This window comes from Rhodobacter viridis, from assembly GCF_003217355.1.
Lineage (GTDB): Bacteria > Pseudomonadota > Alphaproteobacteria > Rhodobacterales > Rhodobacteraceae > Rhodobacter > Rhodobacter viridis.
Map to the genome: position 1 here is coordinate 109,605 of NZ_QJTK01000009.1, position 18,525 is coordinate 128,129.

At 66.9% G+C, this 18,525-nt stretch carries 19 protein-coding genes; 14 read left to right on the top strand and 5 right to left on the bottom strand.

Annotated elements, in window-relative coordinates; all coding sequences use genetic code 11:
• Positions 1-32: 32 nt before the first annotated feature.
• Both ruvB and C8J30_RS12360 read left to right on the top strand, forming a co-directional pair.
• Positions 33-1,079: a Holliday junction branch migration DNA helicase RuvB gene (ruvB, locus tag C8J30_RS12355; protein WP_110806153.1), complete on the top strand. Its 1,047-nt coding sequence runs from the start codon at positions 33-35 to the stop codon at positions 1,077-1,079.
• Between the two features lie 35 nt (positions 1,080-1,114).
• Positions 1,115-1,525, top strand: coding sequence for a group III truncated hemoglobin (locus C8J30_RS12360; RefSeq protein ID WP_110806154.1), 411 nt, complete (start codon positions 1,115-1,117; stop codon positions 1,523-1,525).
• Between the two features lie 56 nt (positions 1,526-1,581).
• On the opposite strand, the gene C8J30_RS12365 is transcribed toward C8J30_RS12360, so the two are convergent.
• Together C8J30_RS12365 and C8J30_RS12370 are read right to left on the bottom strand one after the other, a co-directional pair.
• A complete protein-coding gene (locus C8J30_RS12365; protein ID WP_110806155.1) occupies positions 1,582-2,586 on the bottom strand; it encodes a YcjF family protein in 1,005 nt (334 codons plus the stop codon).
• Positions 2,583-4,007 (bottom strand): YcjX family GTP-binding protein, encoded by a 1,425-nt coding sequence (locus C8J30_RS12370; protein WP_394341937.1) that lies wholly within the window; start codon positions 4,005-4,007, stop codon positions 2,583-2,585. Before C8J30_RS12370 ends, C8J30_RS12365 begins: the two co-directional genes overlap by 4 nt.
• A gap of 106 nt (positions 4,008-4,113) precedes the next feature.
• Between C8J30_RS12370 and truA the strand changes: the two genes are divergently transcribed.
• Complete coding sequence (gene truA, locus C8J30_RS12375; RefSeq protein ID WP_110806156.1) at positions 4,114-4,881, top strand: tRNA pseudouridine(38-40) synthase TruA; 768 nt, start codon at positions 4,114-4,116, stop codon at positions 4,879-4,881.
• A 1-nt stretch (position 4,882) separates the two neighbouring features.
• Here truA and C8J30_RS12380 read toward each other — a convergent pair whose 3' ends face one another.
• From C8J30_RS12380 to C8J30_RS12390, 3 genes are all read right to left on the bottom strand, one after another.
• Positions 4,883-6,817: a polysaccharide biosynthesis protein gene (locus tag C8J30_RS12380; RefSeq protein WP_110806216.1), complete on the bottom strand. Its 1,935-nt coding sequence runs from the start codon at positions 6,815-6,817 to the stop codon at positions 4,883-4,885.
• Positions 6,818-6,947: 130 nt separating this feature from the next.
• Complete coding sequence (locus C8J30_RS12385) at positions 6,948-7,553, bottom strand: sugar transferase (protein WP_110806157.1); 606 nt, start codon at positions 7,551-7,553, stop codon at positions 6,948-6,950.
• Positions 7,550-8,434: an NAD-dependent epimerase/dehydratase family protein gene (locus C8J30_RS12390; RefSeq protein ID WP_110806158.1), complete on the bottom strand. Its 885-nt coding sequence runs from the start codon at positions 8,432-8,434 to the stop codon at positions 7,550-7,552. Before C8J30_RS12390 ends, C8J30_RS12385 begins: the two co-directional genes overlap by 4 nt.
• 84 nt (positions 8,435-8,518) lie before the next feature.
• Between C8J30_RS12390 and C8J30_RS12395 the strand changes: the two genes are divergently transcribed.
• From C8J30_RS12395 to C8J30_RS12445, 11 genes are all read left to right on the top strand, one after another.
• Positions 8,519-9,643: a polysaccharide biosynthesis/export family protein gene (locus C8J30_RS12395; protein ID WP_110806159.1), complete on the top strand. Its 1,125-nt coding sequence runs from the start codon at positions 8,519-8,521 to the stop codon at positions 9,641-9,643.
• A gap of 81 nt (positions 9,644-9,724) precedes the next feature.
• A complete protein-coding gene (locus C8J30_RS12400) occupies positions 9,725-10,591 on the top strand; it encodes a branched-chain amino acid aminotransferase (RefSeq protein ID WP_110806160.1) in 867 nt (288 codons plus the stop codon).
• 56 nt (positions 10,592-10,647) lie between these two features.
• A complete protein-coding gene (locus C8J30_RS12405) occupies positions 10,648-11,103 on the top strand; it encodes a universal stress protein (RefSeq protein ID WP_110806161.1) in 456 nt (151 codons plus the stop codon).
• Between the two features lie 63 nt (positions 11,104-11,166).
• Positions 11,167-11,733 carry a NifU family protein gene (locus C8J30_RS12410; RefSeq protein WP_110806162.1) on the top strand — a complete coding sequence of 189 codons (567 nt, stop codon included), beginning with the start codon at positions 11,167-11,169 and terminating at the stop codon, positions 11,731-11,733.
• On the top strand, positions 11,723-12,355 hold the full coding sequence (gene tsaB, locus C8J30_RS12415) for a tRNA (adenosine(37)-N6)-threonylcarbamoyltransferase complex dimerization subunit type 1 TsaB (protein WP_110806163.1): 633 nt from the start codon (positions 11,723-11,725) through the stop codon (positions 12,353-12,355). The genes C8J30_RS12410 and tsaB overlap by 11 nt, the downstream gene beginning before the upstream one ends.
• The gene (gene rimI / locus C8J30_RS12420; protein WP_110806164.1) at positions 12,355-12,774 is read left to right on the top strand and encodes a ribosomal protein S18-alanine N-acetyltransferase; all 420 of its coding nucleotides are present in this window, start codon (positions 12,355-12,357) and stop codon (positions 12,772-12,774) included. The genes tsaB and rimI overlap by 1 nt, the downstream gene beginning before the upstream one ends.
• 139 nt (positions 12,775-12,913) lie before the next feature.
• Positions 12,914-14,008, top strand: a complete 1,095-nt coding sequence (locus C8J30_RS12425) for a BMP family lipoprotein (protein ID WP_110806165.1) — start codon at positions 12,914-12,916, stop codon at positions 14,006-14,008.
• On the top strand, positions 14,008-15,600 hold the full coding sequence (locus C8J30_RS12430; RefSeq protein ID WP_110806166.1) for an ABC transporter ATP-binding protein: 1,593 nt from the start codon (positions 14,008-14,010) through the stop codon (positions 15,598-15,600). Before C8J30_RS12425 ends, C8J30_RS12430 begins: the two co-directional genes overlap by 1 nt.
• The gene (locus C8J30_RS12435; RefSeq protein WP_110806167.1) at positions 15,600-16,703 is read left to right on the top strand and encodes an ABC transporter permease; all 1,104 of its coding nucleotides are present in this window, start codon (positions 15,600-15,602) and stop codon (positions 16,701-16,703) included. The genes C8J30_RS12430 and C8J30_RS12435 overlap by 1 nt, the downstream gene beginning before the upstream one ends.
• A complete protein-coding gene (locus C8J30_RS12440) occupies positions 16,703-17,677 on the top strand; it encodes an ABC transporter permease (RefSeq protein ID WP_110806168.1) in 975 nt (324 codons plus the stop codon). Before C8J30_RS12435 ends, C8J30_RS12440 begins: the two co-directional genes overlap by 1 nt.
• Positions 17,661-18,461, top strand: coding sequence for a purine-nucleoside phosphorylase (locus C8J30_RS12445; protein WP_110806169.1), 801 nt, complete (start codon positions 17,661-17,663; stop codon positions 18,459-18,461). Before C8J30_RS12440 ends, C8J30_RS12445 begins: the two co-directional genes overlap by 17 nt.
• Positions 18,462-18,525 lie beyond the last annotated feature (64 nt).

Here is an 18,525-nt window from a genome sequence, read left to right on the forward strand (position 1 = left end):
GGCAGCGCCCTCACCCTCGTTGAAAGCACCGCATGACCGAACCCGATCCGACCCTCCGCCCAGACCGCCTGCCCGAGGACGCCGACCGCGCGCTGCGGCCGCAGGTTCTGGACGATTTCGTCGGGCAAGCCGAGGCGCGGGCGAACCTGCGGGTCTTCATCGAAAGCGCGAAGATGCGCGGTCAGGCGATGGATCACACGCTGTTTCACGGCCCGCCCGGGCTTGGGAAAACCACGCTCGCGCAGATCATGGCCCGGGAACTGGGCGTGAATTTCAAGATGACCTCCGGCCCGGTTCTGGCGCGGGCGGGGGATCTGGCGGCAATCCTCACGAACCTCGAAAACCGCGACGTGCTTTTCATCGACGAGATCCACCGGATGAACCCGGCGGTCGAGGAGGTGCTTTACCCGGCGATGGAGGATTTCGAACTCGATCTGGTGATCGGCGAAGGTCCGGCCGCGCGCACCGTGCGGATCGAATTGCAGCCCTTCACCCTCGTCGGCGCCACCACACGCCTCGGCCTGCTCACCACGCCGTTGCGCGACCGTTTCGGGATCCCGACGCGGCTGCAATTCTACACCGAGGACGAACTCGATCTGATCGTCAGCCGCGGCGCCCGGCTTTTGGGCATTCCCGCCGACCCAGATGGCACCCGCGAGATCGCCAAACGCGCCCGCGGCACGCCGCGCATCGCCGGGCGCCTTCTGCGCCGGGTCGTCGATTTCGCGCTGGTCGAGGGCGACGGGCGGCTGACCCGCAAGCTGGCCGACAATGCGCTGACCCGGCTCGGCGTCGATCATCTGGGGCTCGATGGCGCCGACCGCCGCTACATGATGTTGATGGCCGAACATTACGGCGGCGGGCCGGTGGGGGTGGAAACGCTCTCGGCCGCGCTCTCGGAAAGCCGCGATGCGCTGGAAGAGGTGATCGAGCCTTACCTCTTGCAACAGGGTCTCATTCAGCGCACGCCGCGCGGGCGGATGCTGGGGCATCGGGCCTGGCGGCATCTGGGGCTTGAGGCGCCGGTGCAGCCGGTCGCGCAAACTCCGGTCCAGACCGACCTTTTCGACGCGGGCTGACTGGACGCGCCGCCCGAGCGGTGTATCCTTGGCCCATGTCCACTGCCCTGCCCCCCCGTTTCCCCGTCACCGAGGCCCAGATCGAGGCCGTGGTGGCCGAGTTCTATGCCCGCGTCCGCGCCCATCCCGAACTGGCGCCGATCTTTGCCGCGCATGTGAAAGACTGGGCGCATCACGAGGCGAAGATCGCCCGGTTCTGGAAAGGCTCGATCCTGCACATGCAGGGCTACGAGGGCAGCCCGATGATCTCGCACCGCCGCGCGGGCGATGTGGAGGGCGGGCATTTCCCGCTCTGGCTCGCCACCTTTGACGCGGTGCTGCACGACACGCTGGACCCGGTGGCGGCGGCGGGCTGGTCCGCCTTGGCGCATCGGATCGGCAAGGGGCTCAGGATGGGGGTCGAGGATGTCGGCCGCCCGCCGGATGCGGTGCCCAATCTGCGCTGAGGCGCCCCTGCCCCCGCGGGGAAAGGGCGTATTTGCGCCAAGAAGAAACGACAGGCTCAGTCTTCGTCCTTCGATCTGGTGAAGACGCCTTTCAGTGCGCCGCCGGTCAGTTGCGTGACTTTCGGGCGGGCGAGCGCGGTGAAGGGCATCGGGCGGCACACCTCCATCGCCGCGATGCCGACGCGGGCGGTCAGCGCGCCGTTGATCACGCCCTCGCCGAAGCGGCGCGAGATCTTGGCGGCCAGATGGCCCCCGGTCATCGTCTCGATCAGGTCATCGCCCGCCGAAACCGCCCCCGTCGCGATCACATGCGTCATCACCGTGCGGGCCAGCCGCAGCGCGCCGAGGCTGCCCGCGCGACCACCGTAAACCTCGGCGACGCCGCGGATCATCCGCAGGTTGGCGATCAGCGCCGTCGCCACATCGGCCAGCGCCAGCGGCACCAACGCCGTCACCGTCGCCACCGTGCGCGAGGCCGCCTCGATTTCGAGACGCGCGGCGGCATCAAGCGGCGCCATCAGTTCGGTTTCCGTGAGCCGCAGCAGGGTCTGGGTGTCGAGCTGCTCGGGTGCGCGTTCGCGCAGGCGGGCCAGCGACCATTTCATCTCGGGCCGCGCCGAATAGAGCTTCGCCATCCGATCGACCGCCTTGCGTGCGGCGCGCAGATCGTCGCGGTTCGCCGCGTCGATCACCTCCTGATGCAGCTTGTCGAGCCGACCGAGTTTCGCATAGGCGGTCAGTTCGCGCAGACCGACCAGCACGCAGGCGATCAGGAACAGGATCAGAAGGCCCGTCGCCACCCAGCCGAGGATCGGATTGGCAGCAAAGAGCCCGGTGACGAAATTCCAAAGGGCGACGGTGACAAGGAAGCTGACCAGCGCTCCTGTCGCCTGCCAGAAGAACCGCGTCAGCCGCGAGCGCGGCCGGGCGGCCAGTTTCGCCGCAATCTGCATGGCGCGGCCTTGCGGGGCCGCGTCGAAGGCGGGGGCGTCGATCACCGGCGGCGCCTCGGCGGGCGAGGCGGGCGGGGCGTCCAGTTCCAGAATGACAGGTCGTTTCACAGCTTGTCCCCGATCAGGAATTCGGCGGCGCGGTCGATGCGGATATGCGGCGGGCCCTCACCCGGACGCAAAACGCCCGGCGCAGGCGCAAAGTTCATCAGGCCGAAATCGGCATCGAGCCACTCCTCGGCACCGTCGCGGGCCGGGGTGAGCAGCTCGGCCGGGTCGGTCGGCAATTCGCCCGGGTAAAGCGCGACCGAGCGACCATCGGCCAGACGCCCCCGCACTGCGGGCAGGTCTTCACCGGAATGCGGGATGATATCCTCGGTCGTGGTGCGCAGCGAGGCCAGCGACATCGCCTCGGTCTCGGCACCCGCGAAACTGGCGCGGTCCTTGGCTTCGCGCAGAAGCGCCTCGGTGATCGCGGTCAGTTTCGCGTGCTGGATGTGATGCAGATGGTCGGCCTTGGTCGCGGCAAACAGGATCCGCTCGACCCGTTTCGCGCCCAGAAGCGTCAGCAGGAACCCGGGCACGCCGGGGCGGAAGGCCGAGAGGATCGCCGCCATCGACTGGCGCAGATCCTCCAGGGCGGCAGGCCCGGCGTGAATGGCGCCCAGCACATCGACCAGCACCACCTGCCGGTCGATGCGGGCAAAGTGATCGCGGAAGAAGGGCTTCACCACCTCGCGCTTGTAGGCGTCGAACCGGCGTTCCATCTCGCGCCCGAGCGAGTCGCGCGGATAGGTCGCGGGCGGGATCGGCGCGAAGGTCAAGACCGGCGAGCCCGCCATTTCCCCCGGCAACAGGAACCGCCCGGGCGAGCAATCGGAAAAGCCCGCCTCGCGCGAGGCGATCAGATGCGCGGTGAAGGAGTCCGACAGTGCCTTCGCCTCGGTTTCCGAAAACCGGGCGTAAAGGTCGATCTCGTCGAGCTTTTGCAGGAAGTCGTCCGAGCCGGGGCGGCCGGGCAGACGGTCAAGAACCCCCGCCGACCATTCCTCGAAGGTCTTTTCGATCAGGCCAAGGTCCAGAAGCCATTCGCCCGGATAGTCGACGATATCGAGATGCACGGTGCGCGGCTTGTAAAGCGCGCCCAGCATCCCCGAGGGTTGCAGCCGGAAGCTGAGCCGCAGTTCCGAGACCGCCCGCGTGCCCTCGGGCCAGGAGGGCGTGGGGCCGGTCATGCTGGCGAGATGGCTTTCATAGTCGAACCGCGGCACGGTGTCGTCGGGCTGCGGCTTGAGGTAAGCGGCGCGGATGCGGCCTGCCCCGGTCAGCGCGGGCATCCGGCCGCGGTCGAGCAGGTTTGCCACCAGCGAGGTGATGAAGACGGTCTTGCCCGCGCGCGAGAGCCCGGTGACCCCAAGCCGGATCACCGGCTCGAACAGGGCTTCTGAAACCGAGGAGCTGAGCCCCTCGATGCTGCGGCCGATGTCCTCGGCAAGGTCGGTGATGCCCACTGCGCTGCCTTTCCCGGTCATTCTGATTGAGGCGAAGATAGGCATTGCCCCAACCGATTCACAGAGGGGAAAGCAGCGCACCCCCGGGGCCATTGCGCAAAACCCGCGGCCGCGCTATCGCCGGGACATGCCCAGATTTGCCTTCAGGATCGAATATGACGGCGGCCCCTTTGCCGGATGGCAAAGGCAGGCTGTGCTTCCCTCGGTGCAAGGCGCGGTGGAGGCGGCTCTGGACCGGCTCGAACCCGGCGAACATACGATTGCCGCCGCCGGGCGGACCGATGCCGGGGTGCATGCGACCGCGCAGGTGGCCCATGCCGATCTGACGAAAGACTGGAACCCGTTCCGGCTCTCCGAGGCGCTGAACCACCATCTGCGGCCCGAACCGGTGGCGATCGTCGCCTGTGCGCGGGTGAGCGACGACTTCCACGCCAGGTTTTCCGCGATCGAGCGGCGCTATCTGTTTCGCCTGATCACACGCCGCGCGCCGATGGTGCATGAGCGCGGCAAGGTCTGGCATGTGCAAAACCCGCTCGATGTCGCGGCGATGCGCGACGCCGCAGCGCATCTGATCGGCCTGCATGATTTCACCACCTTCCGTGCCACGATGTGTCAGGCGAAATCACCGGTGAAGACGCTTGATGAAATCCGCATCGAGGAAATCGCCCTGCCGAACGGGCGCGAAATCCGCTTTCATCTGCGCGCGCGCAGTTTCCTGCACAATCAGGTGCGCTCGATCGTTGGCACTTTGGAGAGGGTGGGCGCAGGCAGCTGGACACCCGAGGATGTGCGCCAAGCGCTTGCCGCACGTGACCGCGCGGCTTGCGGGCCGGTCTGCCCGCCGCAGGGGCTTTACCTGTGCGGCGTCGGCTATCCGGACGATCCCTTCGTCTGAATTATTCCGCGGGCAGTTCCGTGGCACGCCCGGCGCGCTGCGCCTGCACGACCTGACATTGCAGCGCCTCCGACGGCAGGCTTTGCGGCGCGTATTCCGGCACGGCCCGGGCCACCACCGCGATCACATCGGCATCCGTCCCGCGCTCGATCGCCTCGCGCAGGTCGCGCAGCGCCGCCGCCGTGGCGAGCTCTGACAGATGATCCTCGCGCACCGAGATGATCTTCGGATGCGCCGTGGTCTGGGCGCCCTTGCGCACCATCAGCTCTTCATGCAGCTTTTCGCCCGGACGCAGGCCCGTGGTGACGATCTCGATGTCGCCATCGGGGTTGTGCACATCGCGCACGGTGAACCCCGAGCTTTCGATCAGCCGCCGCGCCAGCTCGATGATCTTCACCGGCTTGCCCATGTCGAGTACGAAGACCTCGCCCCCCTCGGCAAAGGACCCGGCAAGCAGCACGAGCCGCGAGGCTTCCTGAATCGTCATGAAATAGCGCGTCACCCGCTTGTCGGTCAGCGTGACCGGACCGCCGCGAGCGATCTGTTCCTGAAACAGCGGCACGACGGAGCCGGACGAGCCAAGCACGTTGCCAAACCGCACGATCGAGAACAGGGTATGGCCCGGACGCGCCGCCAGATCCTGAATGATCAGCTCGGCCAGCCGTTTCGAGGCGCCCATCAGGTTGCCCGGCCGCACCGCCTTGTCGGTCGACACCAGCACGAAGCGCTTGACCTGCGCCTCGCGCGCGGCCCGCGCCAGAACCGCGGTGCCAAGCACGTTGTTCGCCATGCCCGCCCGGGCATTGACCTCGACCAGCGGCACATGCTTGTAGGCGGCGGCATGCAGCACGATCTCGATGCCATGTTGCTCGAGCACCTGCATGACCTGCACGCGATCCGCGACCGAGCCGAGCACCGGGACGATTTCGACGCCGGTGGATTCCGCCAGCACCCGCATCTCGGCTTCGGCATTGTAAAGCGCGAGTTCGGACAGCTCGTAGAGCACCAGCTTCCTCGGACGGCAGGCAACGACCTGACGGCAAAGCTCGAGCCCGATCGAGCCCCCGGCCCCCGAAATCAGCACTTTGGCATCACGATAGGCGTTGCGCCCCGCGGTCAATTCGTGGCTGAGCGGATCGCGGCACAAAAGCGCGGCGGTGCCGACCGGGCGCAGCAGGTCGAGCAACTCCTTGCCGCCGTGGATCTGGGTGAAGGCGGGCAGGCTGTGCACCTGCAGCCCCAGATTTTCGAGCCGCTTTGACAGGAAGGTCTGCTTGTCGGTCGAGACCGAAGGCATCGCGAGGATCACCCGATTGATCTTGTATTGCTCGATCACCCGGGCGGCATGCACACCGGAATGGATCGGCACGCCGTTCATCGTCATGCCGGCGAGCGTCGCGTTGTCGTCCAGAAACGCGCAGACGACGAAATCGTCGCTGTCGCGCAGCTCGCGCGCCAGCGCCATGCCGGTGCGACCCGCGCCGTAGATCGCCACGCGCGAGAGCGTGCGCGCGTTGCGATAGATCGCGATCAGAAGCTGCGTCAGCCCCACGCGGGTGAAGAAGAAGGCGGTGAAATAGAGCAGCCCGAACACCACATGTTGGCCGGAAGCTTGATCCACCGCAGCAAATCTGGATTGCAGTGCCGAGGTCAGCGTGAGCGCTGCCGCCAGCACGGCCGAGCGCGTCACCGCCTCGCCCTGATAGTCGCGCAGCTTGATCTGCGACAGGCCCAGCAGGTGACTGAGCACCCCGGCCTCGACCAGAAGCAACGGCAGTTCCAGCACATGCGACAGGATCAGCGACAGTGTCGCGCTGCCTTCGCTCAACAAAAGCAGCGCGAGACAAAAGCTCAGCGGAACCAAAAGAAGATCGACCGCGATGAGGATCGAGGACTTTTGCCTCCGGCTGAGCGAGATGATCGATTTCAAGAGCACGCGCGCGCCCCGCTCCCACAATTAATGCGTGTGCAGAATACCGACGGACCGGTTCGGGTCAACGGCGTGCTGACCAAAACCACGCCTATTGCCCGGAACCATTGCAAAAAGGCCGCGCTATCGGCGGCAATCAGCTTATCATTCGTGCGATGGTGCGACCGATCAGCCGCAAATCGAAGCAGACCGACGCGTGGCGCGCATAGATCAGATCGAGCCGCGCCTTCGCCGGGATGCACAGGCGGCAGTAGATGCGGTCGGTTTCCGCCGCGCTGCGCGAGCGGGCCAGCAACCACTCCTCGTGACGGTGGTAGTGGATCGAGGCAAGGCCGGTCACCCCGGGACGAGACTTCAGAACCTCGGCATAGACCTCGGGGAAACGCTCGACATATTCGCGCAGCGGCGGCCGCGGCCCGACGAAGCTGATGTCGCCACGCAGGATGTTCCAGAGTTGCGGCAGCTCATCAAGGCGGACGCGGCGCAACACCCGGCCGACCGGCGTGATCCGCGCCGCCTTGTCGGCGCCCGAAACCCCTGCATCGGTCGCCACGACGGTCATGGTGCGAAATTTCCACAGCCGGAAGGCCTGCGTGGGGGTCTTCATCCGCTCGGCGGCATAGAAGAACGGGCGCCCCTGTGTCAGGGCGAGCGCAAGCAGCACGACCGCCCCGATTGCTGCGATCACCGGCAGGATCAAAAGCGCGAAACAGATGTCGAAAAGTCGCTTCGTCCAGCTCATGCCCGTCCCTCCTCGAAGCGCAGATCGGCGAGGATGGCCGCGGCCGTCACAGGCAGATCGGGCACAAGACCGAGCGCAAGCGCCCGCGTCACCGAAAGTTCGACCGTTGCGATCGCCTCGGGCGGCGCCGGGTCAGACTGCCAGCCTTCGCCCGCGGCCCGCAAGAGCGCGTCCATTCCGACGACCCCCGGCAGCGCCAGATTGATCACCCCGGGCAGCGTCGCGCCACCAAGCGACAAGCGAACAAGCCGCGCCAGCGCCCGCGCCAGCGCCTGCGGCCCGATATAGCTGCGCCGCGGCGCAAATCCGTCCGGAAAGACATGCAGCCTGCGCCCGCCTTGCGGGGCCGGTTGCCCCAAAAGCGCATCCGCCCCCGCGACATTGCCGATACGCAAGACCACCGCCCCCGGGCGTCCGGCCGCCACGGCCTCCATCGCGACCTTGGCGCGGCCATAGTCCGACACCGGTGCCGGGGCGTCTTCCTCGCGGCAGAGCGGCACCATCGGCACCCCATAGACCGCCGCCGACGAGGCCAGGAACACCGGCCGCCCCGCAGCCTGATCGAGCACGAGCGCGGCAAGGCTGCGATGCACCGACAGCACCTCGGCCGTGCCCCGCGTCGGACCGGCGAGCATCAGCACCGCATCGGCGGCCGCCATCGCCTGCGACAGCGCCTCGGGCGCGGCCAGCGGGTCGAAGACCGTCGTCGGCCCGCCGAAGGCCGCGAAGTCTGCGGGCCTGCGCGCCTGCCACACGAGGCGCGGCGCCGCGGTGCCCGACAGGCTCCAGGCGTGGCGCAAAAGCCCGCCCAGCCGCCCGGATCCGCCCAGAACGAGCAGGCGCGGAAAGTCCAGCTTGAGGTTTGACGTGAATGAACGCATAGACTTGACTGCCGAAAAACGGGTGACTCGTTGGTGGGACAAGCCTTAACACCCGCGGCGAGACGCTGGAACGGGGGAACGTGAATGCTGTCGAAACCGGGACTCGTCGTCGCCGTACTGCTGACTGCGGTATTTTCGGGCTGCACGCTGCCGCGCGGCGCCGCGATGCAAAGCGAAATCCTCAGCAACGCCGACGACAAGACCCCCAGCTTCGCGCATTACCCTGTCGATTCAAAATTGCTGTCCGAGCTGTCCGACTGGCCCGCAGCCAAAAGTGCCGCCGCGAAACGGTCCTGGATCAAGGGCGGCAGCGGTGGCGCGGGTCAGGTGCTGGCCGCGGGGGACACCGTGGCCCTGTCGATCTGGGAAGGCGGGCAGAACAAGCTGCTGACCAGCGAAGGCGCCCCCACGACGCAGATCGCCCCCACCACCGTGGCGAACAACGGTCAGATCTTCGTGCCCTATGTCGGCGCCGTGAAGGTCTCGGGCCTCAGCATCGAGGCCGCGCGCGAGAAGGTGCAGCAATCCGTCACCGCGCTGATCCCCGAAGCGCAGGTGCAGTTGGCCGCAACGCCGGGCAAGGGCAATGCCGTCTCGCTGATCGGTGGCGTCTCCAATCCGGGCACGATCCCGCTTGTCGACCGCTCGCTGACGGTTCTGGGCGCGATTTCGGAAGCCGGCGGCGTGCAGGCCTCGATCGAGAACCCGCAAGTGCGGCTTTACCGCGGCGGCAAGGTCTATGAGACCTCGATGCAGCGCGTGCTCGATGATCCCGCACTCGATACCGGGCTGCGGCCGGGCGACAAGCTGATGGTGCTGAAGGACGATCGCAACTTCCTCTCGCTGGGGGCGGCGGGCGTCGAAAAGATCATTCCCTTCCCGAAGGATCACGTGAACGCGCTTGAGGCCGTGACGCTGGCAGGCGGCATCAACGACTCCCGCGCCAATCCGAAAGGCGTGCTGATCCTGCGCGAATATCCCGCAAGCGCCGTGCGCAGCGACGCGACGCAGGGGCCGCAGAATGCCCGCGTGGTGTTCTCGATGGATCTGACCACCTCGGAAGGCCTGTTCTCGGCGCAGAATTTCGAAGTGCAGCCGAATGATCTCGTGCTCGCCACCGAAAGCGCGCTGGTCAACACCCGGACGATCCTTGGGCTCTTTGGCTCGACGCTGGGTCTGGCGCGCACGGCGGATGCGGTCGCGAACTGATCGGCTGACACCGATACAATCCGGTCTCTGGACCTTTCGGCGCGGCTGTGGCTAGGGTCGCGCCCGACAAAGGAGACCGTCATGGCATTCGGCACGAATATCCGCACCTGGTTCGAAGGACGCTGGCACGAGGGGGACGTCGCGGTCATGCGCGCGGCCGATCACGGCATCTGGCAGGGCTCGTCGGTCTTCGACGGCGCGCGGATGTTCGACGGCCTCGTGCCCGATCTGGACCTGCACTGCGCGCGGGTGAACCGCTCGGCCGCGGCGCTGATGATCACGCCGACGATGGATCCGACCGAGATGGTCGAGATCGCCCGCGAGGGGCTGCGGAAATACGCGGCAGGCGCGGCGGTCTATGTGCGGCCGATGTATTGGGCGCTCGACGGCTCCGATCTCGGTGTCGCGCCGATGGAGGGGGCGACGGGCTTCGCGCTGTGTCTGGAAGAAGTGCCGATGCCGCCCGCCGACAAGACCGTCACCCTGACGACGACGCAATTCCGCCGCCCGGTGCTGGCCGACAACGTCTGCAACGCCAAGGCGGGCTGTCTTTATCCCAACAACGCCCGGATGCTGGTCGAAGCGAAGCGCAAGGGCTTCGGCAATGCGCTGGTGCAGGATGCGATGGGCAATGTCGCGGAATCGGCGACGGCGAACGTCTTCATCGTCAAGGACGGCGTCGTGCTGACGCCCATCGCGAACGGCACTTTCCTTGCGGGGATCACCCGCGCCCGCCACATGGCAAACCTGCGCGCCGCGGGCGTCGAGGTGCGCGAGGCGATCCTGACGCTCGACGACGTGCGGGCGGCGGACGAGGTGTTCCTCTCGGGCAACTTCGGCAAGGTCACCCCGGTGACGGGCTTTGACGATGTCACCTATGCCCACGGGCCGATGACGAAACGCATCCGCGAGATCTACATGGACTGGGCGCTGTCCGCGCCGCTCTGAAACGATTGCCAAAAGGTCAAGTTCCGGTCCATGATGCCTGCAATCCGGAGGACAGGATGCGCAAGTTTCTCGTGGTGCTCGACCAGACCCGCGAATGTCTGAATGCGATGCGTTATGCCGCGATGCGGGCGGCGCATACGGGCGGGGGAGTCACCATTCTGTCGGTGATCCCGCCCGACGACTACCAGCACTGGATCGGTGTCTCGGAAATCATGCGCGCCGAAGCGCGCGAGACGATCACCGCGCATTTCGAGGTTTTCGCGAAATGGATGCGCGACAAGCAGGGGGTGAACCCCGAACTGGTGATCCGCGAAGGCGATCCGGTGACCGAGATCATGGGTCTGGTGCGCGAAGACCCGGAAATCGGCGTGCTGGTGCTGGGCGCTGGCACCGACAAATCCGGGCCGGGGCCGCTGGTGACGCAGCTCAGTCGCAGCTCGGGCAACCTGCCGATCCCGCTCACCATCGTTCCGGGCGACATGTCCAAGGAACGGCTCGAGTCGATCACGTAAGGGGTCAATCTTGACGGTTTCGGTCGGCAAGCGCATATAAGCCTCAAGCCAAGGAGGCATCCGATGTTCATCCAGACCGAGACGACCCCGAACCCCGCCACGCTGAAATTCCTGCCGGGGCTTGACGTGATGCCCGAGGGCGTCGCCGATTTCACCTCTGTCGAAGCGGCGCAGGTCTCGCCGCTCGCGGGTCGGATCTTCCGCGTTGCGGGGGTGAAGGCGGTGTTTCTGGGTTCGGATTTCGTCACCGTGACCAAGGACGAGGCCACCGAATGGGCCCATGCCCGCCCCGCGATCATGGGCGCGATCATGGAGCATTACCAGTCGGGCCAACCGGTGCTGATGGGCGCGGCCGCGGGCGGCCACACGACGGGCGGCGCCGAGGATGGCGAAGACGGTGCGATCATCGCGCAGATCAAGGAACTGCTGGATACCCGGGTCCGCCCGGCGGTGGCGCGCGATGGCGGCGACATCACCTTCCACGGCTTTGAAAAGGGCGTGGTTTACCTGCACATGCAGGGCGCCTGCGCGGGCTGCCCGTCCTCGACCTACACGCTGAAGATGGGCATCGAGAACCTGCTGCGCCATTACATCCCGGAAGTCAGCGAGGTCCGCGCCGTTGCGCAGTGAGCCGCTGGTTCTGGGCTTTGACACCTCGGCCGCGCATTGCGCGGCCGCTTTGGTTCGGGGCGACGCGGTTCTGGCCACCCGCGTCGAAGACATGGCCAAGGGGCAGGCCGAACGGCTGATGCCGCTGCTGGAAGAGCTGCTTGCAGAGGCGGGCCTCGGCTGGAAAGACCTTGATGCCCTTGGCGTCGGCACCGGCCCCGGAAATTTCACCGGCGTGCGGATTTCCGTCGCCGCCGCGCGCGGTCTGGCGCTGGGGCTGCAGATCCCGGCGATCGGCGTTTCGATCTTCGAGGCGCTGGCCCATGACACCCCCCGCCCGGTCGCGGTGGCCCTCGATGCCCGCCGCGACGAGGCCTATGCGCAGCTCTTCACCGCGACGGGCGCCGCGGCCCCGAGCCTGACCCCCGCGGCAGCTCTGGCCGAAACGCTGGCCGGGGTCCCGGTGATCGGCCTCGCCCTGCCGCGCTCGGCACCGCTTTCCCCCCGTCATCCGCTGGCCGAGGCGGTGGCGCTGGTCGCGGCAACGAAGCTTGGCACCGACCAGCCCCGGCCCGCGCCGCTTTACCTGCGCGGCGCCGATGCCGCGCCGCCCTCCGACCCGCCGCCAGTGATTCTCGACTGATGACCCCGGACGCCCTTGCCGATCTGCATGCCCGCTGCTTCACCACGCCCCGGCCGTGGTCAGCGGCGGAATTTGCCGATTTTCTGGGCTCGCCGCTCTGTTTTCTGCTGACCGAACCGGCGGGGTTCCTGCTTGGTCGGGTCATCGCGGACGAGGCGGAACTGCTGACCATCGCCGTCGATCCTGCCGCGCGACGGCAGGGCATGGGCGCAAGGCTTCTGTCCGGCTTTGCAGCGACCGCCAAAGCCCGCGGCGCCAGCTGTGCCTTCCTTGAGGTCGCCGCCACGAACGCCCCGGCGCAGGCGCTTTACCGGCAGGCGGGCTGGCGGGAGACCGGGCGACGGCGGGCCTATTACCATGCCCCCGACGGTACCGCCGAAGACGCGCTGGTGATGACCTGCGACCTGTCGCACGGCTGAGCCGCCTGCCCTCAAGTCCCCCTTGACCCCCTGCCCCGGTTCTGGCCCTATCGGCCTCGGGTTGCCCGTCCTCGCCGGGCGGACCGAAATCAGACAGAGGCCGCCAGAACCTGCGGCCATAGTCGACAGGAGAGATGTCATGAAGAACGTTTTGCTGGGAACCGTCGCCTTCCTCGCGGTGGCTGCGGTCGGTGGGTATGTCCTCGTCCTCAAGCCCGGAGCGTCTTCCGCCCCGCAACCCACCCCCGCCGCCGAACCGGCTCCGGCCGCCGCTGCCCCTGCCTCCCCCGCGGCCGATGCCAGTGCCGCGGCAGGTCCGGCGCTGATCTTCGACCTTGGCGGCAAATTCGACAAATCCTTCAACGAAGCTGCCTTCAACGGCGCGCAGAAATGGGCGGCCGAGACCGGCGCGACGTTCAAGGAACTGGAAATGCAGTCGGAAGCCCAGCGTGAACAGGCGCTGCGCCGCTTCGCCGAAGCCGGCGCAAACCCGATCGCGATGACCGGCTTCGCCTTTGGGGACGTGCTGAACACCGTCGCCCCGGATTACCCGGACACCAAATTCGTCATCGTCGATGCGGTCGTCGATCAGCCGAACGTGCGCTCGGTGGTGTTTCAGGAAGAGCAGGGCTCGTATCTGGTCGGCATGATGGCGGCGATGGCCTCGAAGACCGGCACCGTGGGCTTCGTCGGCGGCATGGACATTCCGCTGATCCGCAAGTTCGAATGCGGCTATGCGCAGGGCGCGAAAGCGGCGAAACCCGAGATCAAGGTCGTCTACAACATGACCGGCACCACGCCCGCCGCGTGGAACGACCCGGTGAAGGGCTCGGAACTGACCAAGGCGCAGATCGCGCAAGGGGCTGACGTCGTCTTTGCCGCCGCGGGCTCGACCGGACTTGGCATCCTGCAGACCGCCGCGGACGAGAACATCCTCGGCATCGGCGTCGACAGCAACCAGAACTTCCTGCATCCGGGCAAGATCCTGACCTCGATGATCAAGCGCGTCGATGTCACGATCTATGACGCCTTCAAGGAAGGCGCCGCGATGAAGACGGGCACCGTCGTCGCCGGGCTGAAGGACGACGGCATCGGCTATGCGATGGATGAAAACAACGCCAAGCTGGTGACGCCGGAGATGAAAGCCGCGGTCGATGCCGCCGCCGAAAAGATCAAGTCGGGCGAGATCAAGGTGCACGACTACATGACGGACAACACCTGCCCGGTGAACTGATGGCATCGGCAACCGAGACGGGGCGGCAGGCAACTGCCGCCCCAGCGCCAAGACCGCCTGCGATCGAGCTGCGGGGGATTTCCAAATCCTTCGGCGCGGTGCAGGCGAACAAGGACATTTCGATCCGCGTGCGGCCGGGCACGATCCACGGCATCGTCGGCGAAAACGGCGCGGGCAAATCGACGCTGATGTCGATCCTCTATGGGTTCTACCGCGCCGACGCGGGCGAGATCCTGATCGACGGCCGCCCCACCGTCATTCCCGACAGTCAGTCCGCGATCCGCGCGGGCATCGGGATGGTGTTCCAGCATTTCAAGCTGGTGCCGAATTTCTCGGTTCTGGAAAACGTGATCCTCGGCGCCGAAGATGGCGCGCTGCTTCGCCCGTCGCTCGCCAAGGCGCGGAAAACGCTGGCCGATCTGGCGCGGGACTATGAACTTGACGTCGATCCCGACGCGCTTGTCGAAGAACTTTCCGTGGGCCATCAGCAGCGCGTCGAGATCCTGAAGGCGCTTTACCGCCACGCCGACATTCTCATTCTGGACGAGCCGACCGGGGTTCTGACCCCGGACGAGGCCGACCATCTGTTTCGCATCCTGCGCGGGCTGAAGGCGCAGGGCAAGACGATCCTCCTGATCACCCACAAGCTGCGCGAGATCATGGAGATCACCGACGAGGTTTCTGTGATGCGCCGCGGCGAGATGGTGGCGACGGTCACCACCGCTGACACCAGCCCCGAACAGCTCGCTGAGCTGATGGTGGGCCGCAAGGTGCTCTTGCATGTGCCGAAAGGCCCCGCCAATCCGGGGCGCGAGGTGCTGCGCGTCAGCGATCTGCACGTCACCGATGCGCTGGGGGTCGAACGGCTCAAGGGCATCAACCTGACGATCCGCGCGGGCGAGATCCTCGGCATCGCGGGGGTGGCGGGCAATGGCCAGTCGGAGCTGTTGCAGGTGCTCGGCGGTTTCGCCAAGGGCACGGTCAGCGGCATGATCGCGGTGGAGGGGGCGCAAATCCCGGCTGCGGGCAAGGGTGCGACCGGCCAGACCCGGCGGCAGATCGGCATTTCCCATGTGCCCGAGGATCGCCACCACCTCGGCCTGATCCTCGATTTCGCCGCTTGGGAAAACATCGCCTTCGGCTACCACTCGGCGCCGGAATATCAGGCGAATGCGCTCTTCATGGACAATGACGCCATCCTGCGCGACACCGAGGGCAAGATGGACCGCTTCGACGTGCGTCCGCCGGACCCGTCGCTGCCCGCGAAAAGCTTCTCGGGCGGCAATCAGCAGAAGATCGTTCTGGCGCGCGAGATCGAGCGCAATCCGGTGCTGCTGCTGGTCGGCCAACCGACGCGCGGGGTCGACATTGGCGCCATCGAATTCATCCACCGTCGCATTGTCGAACTGCGCGATGCGGGCGCGGCGGTGCTGCTGGTCTCGGTCGAGCTTGACGAAATCCTGTCGCTGTCGGACCGCATCGCGGTGATGTTTGACGGCCAGATCATGGGCGAGCGCCTGCCCGCCGAGACGAACGAACGCGAGCTGGGCCTCTTGATGGCCGGTGTCGCCAGGACCGCGGGGGCCGCGTGATGGAGAAACTTCCGGCTTGGGCCGATCTGGTGCTGGTGCCGCTGATTTCGCTGGCGCTGGCGGCGCTGATTTCGGCGCTTGTGGTGCTGGGCATCGGTGGCGACCCGATCGAGGCGGTCTCGGTGATGGTGAAGGGTGCCTTGGGCTCGGCCTATGGCTGGGGCTATACGCTTTACTACACCACCTCCTTCATCTTCACCGGGCTGGCGGTCACGGTCGCCTATCACGCCAGCCAGTTCAACATCGGCGGCGAGGGACAGGCGCAGCTCGGCGGGCTGGGCGTCGCGCTGGTGCTTCTGGCGGTTGATTGGCCGCACTGGTCGGTGGCGCTGCTCGCCGCCAGCCTGGGCGCGGCGGCTTTCGGCGCGGCCTGGGCGGCGATCCCGGCCTGGTTGCAGGCAAAACGCGGCAGCCACATCGTCATCACCACGATCATGTTCAACTACATCGCCGCCGCGCTGATCGTCTATCTGCTGGTCGAGGTGCTGCGCCCCGTGGGCCAGATGGACCCGGCCACGGCGCATTTCCCGGCCTCGGCGCATCTGCCAAGCTTTGGCGAAATCCCGGGCCTGTCGCTTGTGTTCTCGAAACAGGTGCCGGTGAACGTCTCGTTCTTTCTCTCCATCGCGGCCTGTTTCGCGGTCTGGGTGCTCTTGTGGCGCACCCGGCTCGGCTATGAAATCCGCGCCTTCGGCAAATCCGAAACCGCGGCCGTCTATGCCGGCATTTCGCCCACCAGGGTCATCGTCGTCTCGATGCTGATTTCGGGCGCCTTGGCCGGGCTGATGGCGGTGAACAACGTCATGGGCGAGTCCGAGCGGCTGCTCCAGAACGCCTCCGAGGGGGCCGGTTTCATCGGCATCGCCGTGGCACTGATGGGGCGCAACCATCCGCTTGGCGTCTTCCTTGCCGCGCTGCTCTTTGGCTTCCTGTATCAAGGCGGGGCCGAGATGGGGCTTTGGACCACGATCCCGATCGAGCTGCGCACGCTTCTGCAGGGCCTCGTGATCCTCTTCACCGGGGCGCTTGATACGATGGTGCGGATGATGCTGGTGCCGCTCTTTCGCGCGGCGCCGATGAAACGCATCGGGGGGGCGGCGTGATGGATTACACGACGCTGATCGAGATCCTCGGCTCGACGCTGCGCCTTGGCACGCCGCTGCTTCTGGCCTGCATCGCCGGGCTTTATTCCGAACGCGCGGGCATCTTCGACATCGGGCTCGAGGGCAAGATGCTGATGGCCGCGATGGCCTCGGGCGCGGTGGCGGCGCTGAGCGGCTCGGCCTGGATCGGGCTGGCGGCCGGCATCACCGCCTCGCTTCTCTTTGCGGCGATCCACGGGCTTGCCTCGATCACCTTCCGCGGCAACCAGCTGATTTCCGGGGTGGCGCTGAACTTCGTCGCCTCGGGGGCGACGATCCTGATCGCGCAGACCGCCTTCGGTCAGGGCGGCCGCACGCCACCGCTCGACGGCGCGGCGCGGTTTCAGGCGATCACCCTGCCCTTTGCCGAGGCCCTGTCGGGGGTGCCGTTCCTCGGCCCCTTCTATGCCAAGGTGATCTCGGGGCAATCGCTGCTCGTCTATCTGGCGCTCGCCATCGTGCCCGCGACCTGGTGGCTGCTTTACCGCACCCGCTTCGGGCTGCGCCTGCGCGCGGTGGGGGAAAACCCGGAATCCGTCGACACCGCGGGGGTCTCGGTGATCCGGCTGCGCTACACCGCCGTCGCGCTGACGGGCGTGCTTTGCGGCATTGCCGGGGCCTATATGGCGACCTCGCTGCAGGCGGGCTTTGGCCGCGAGATGACCGCGGGCCGCGGCTACATCGCCTTGGCCGCGCTGATCTTTGCGAAATGGCGGCCGTGGCAGGCGCTTTGGGCGACGATGCTGTTCGGCTTCCTGCAGGCGCTTGCCCTGCGTCCCGACGTGATCGAGGCGATGTCGCCCGGCAGCCTGACCATCCCGGTCTCGTTCCTCGATGCGCTGCCCTATCTGCTGACCGTGATCGTGCTGGCGGGCTTTGTCGGCCGTGCCATCCCCCCCCGTGCCGGAGGCCAACCCTATGTCAAAGAGCGCTGAACTTGCCGATCTGATCCGCTCCCGCGCCGGGGCGGAGCCGCCCGCGATCGGGCTGATCCTCGGCTCGGGCCTTGGCCATATCGCCGAGGAGATCGAGGGCATCTTCATCGATTACGCCGACCTGCCGGGCTTTCCGCAGGCGGGCGTGTCCGGGCACAACCCGAAGCTGGTGATCGGCCAGCTTGAGGGCGTGCGCGTCGCGGTCTTCGGCGGGCGGGTGCATTATTACGAACACGGCAACCCGGCCGAGATGCGCCTGCCCTTGGAAATCCTGCGCGATCTGGGCTGCGCGGACCTTCTCCTGACCAATGCCGCCGGATCGCTTCGCGACGACATCGGCCCGGGCGATCTGATGGCGCTGTCCGATCACATCAACTTCGCCGGGGTGAACCCGCTCATCGGCGAGCCGAGCGACGCCCGCTTCGTGCCGATGACCGAGGCTTACGATCCGCAGATGCGCGCCGCCCTGCAAGCCGCCGCGGCCGCCGAGGGGATCGCGCTGCCCGAGGGCGTCTATTGCTGGTTCTCCGGCCCGTCCTTTGAAACCCCCGCCGAGATCCGCGCCGCCAAGGTGTTTGGCGCCGATGCGGTCGGCATGTCGACCGTGCCCGAGGTGATCCTCGCCCGCTTCCTCGGCCTGCGCGTCGCGGCCGTTTCCGTCGTCACCAACATGGGCGCGGGGCTCTCGACCGAGGCGATCAGCCACGACCACACCAAGGCGATGGCGCCCCTTGGCGCGGCGAAATTCGAACGCATCCTGAGGCGGTTCCTGCGGTCTCGATAACGTTACGGTAAGCCCCCCTTGCTACGCTTTGCCGCACGGGGCATGGTGGGGCAACCAAGCCGTT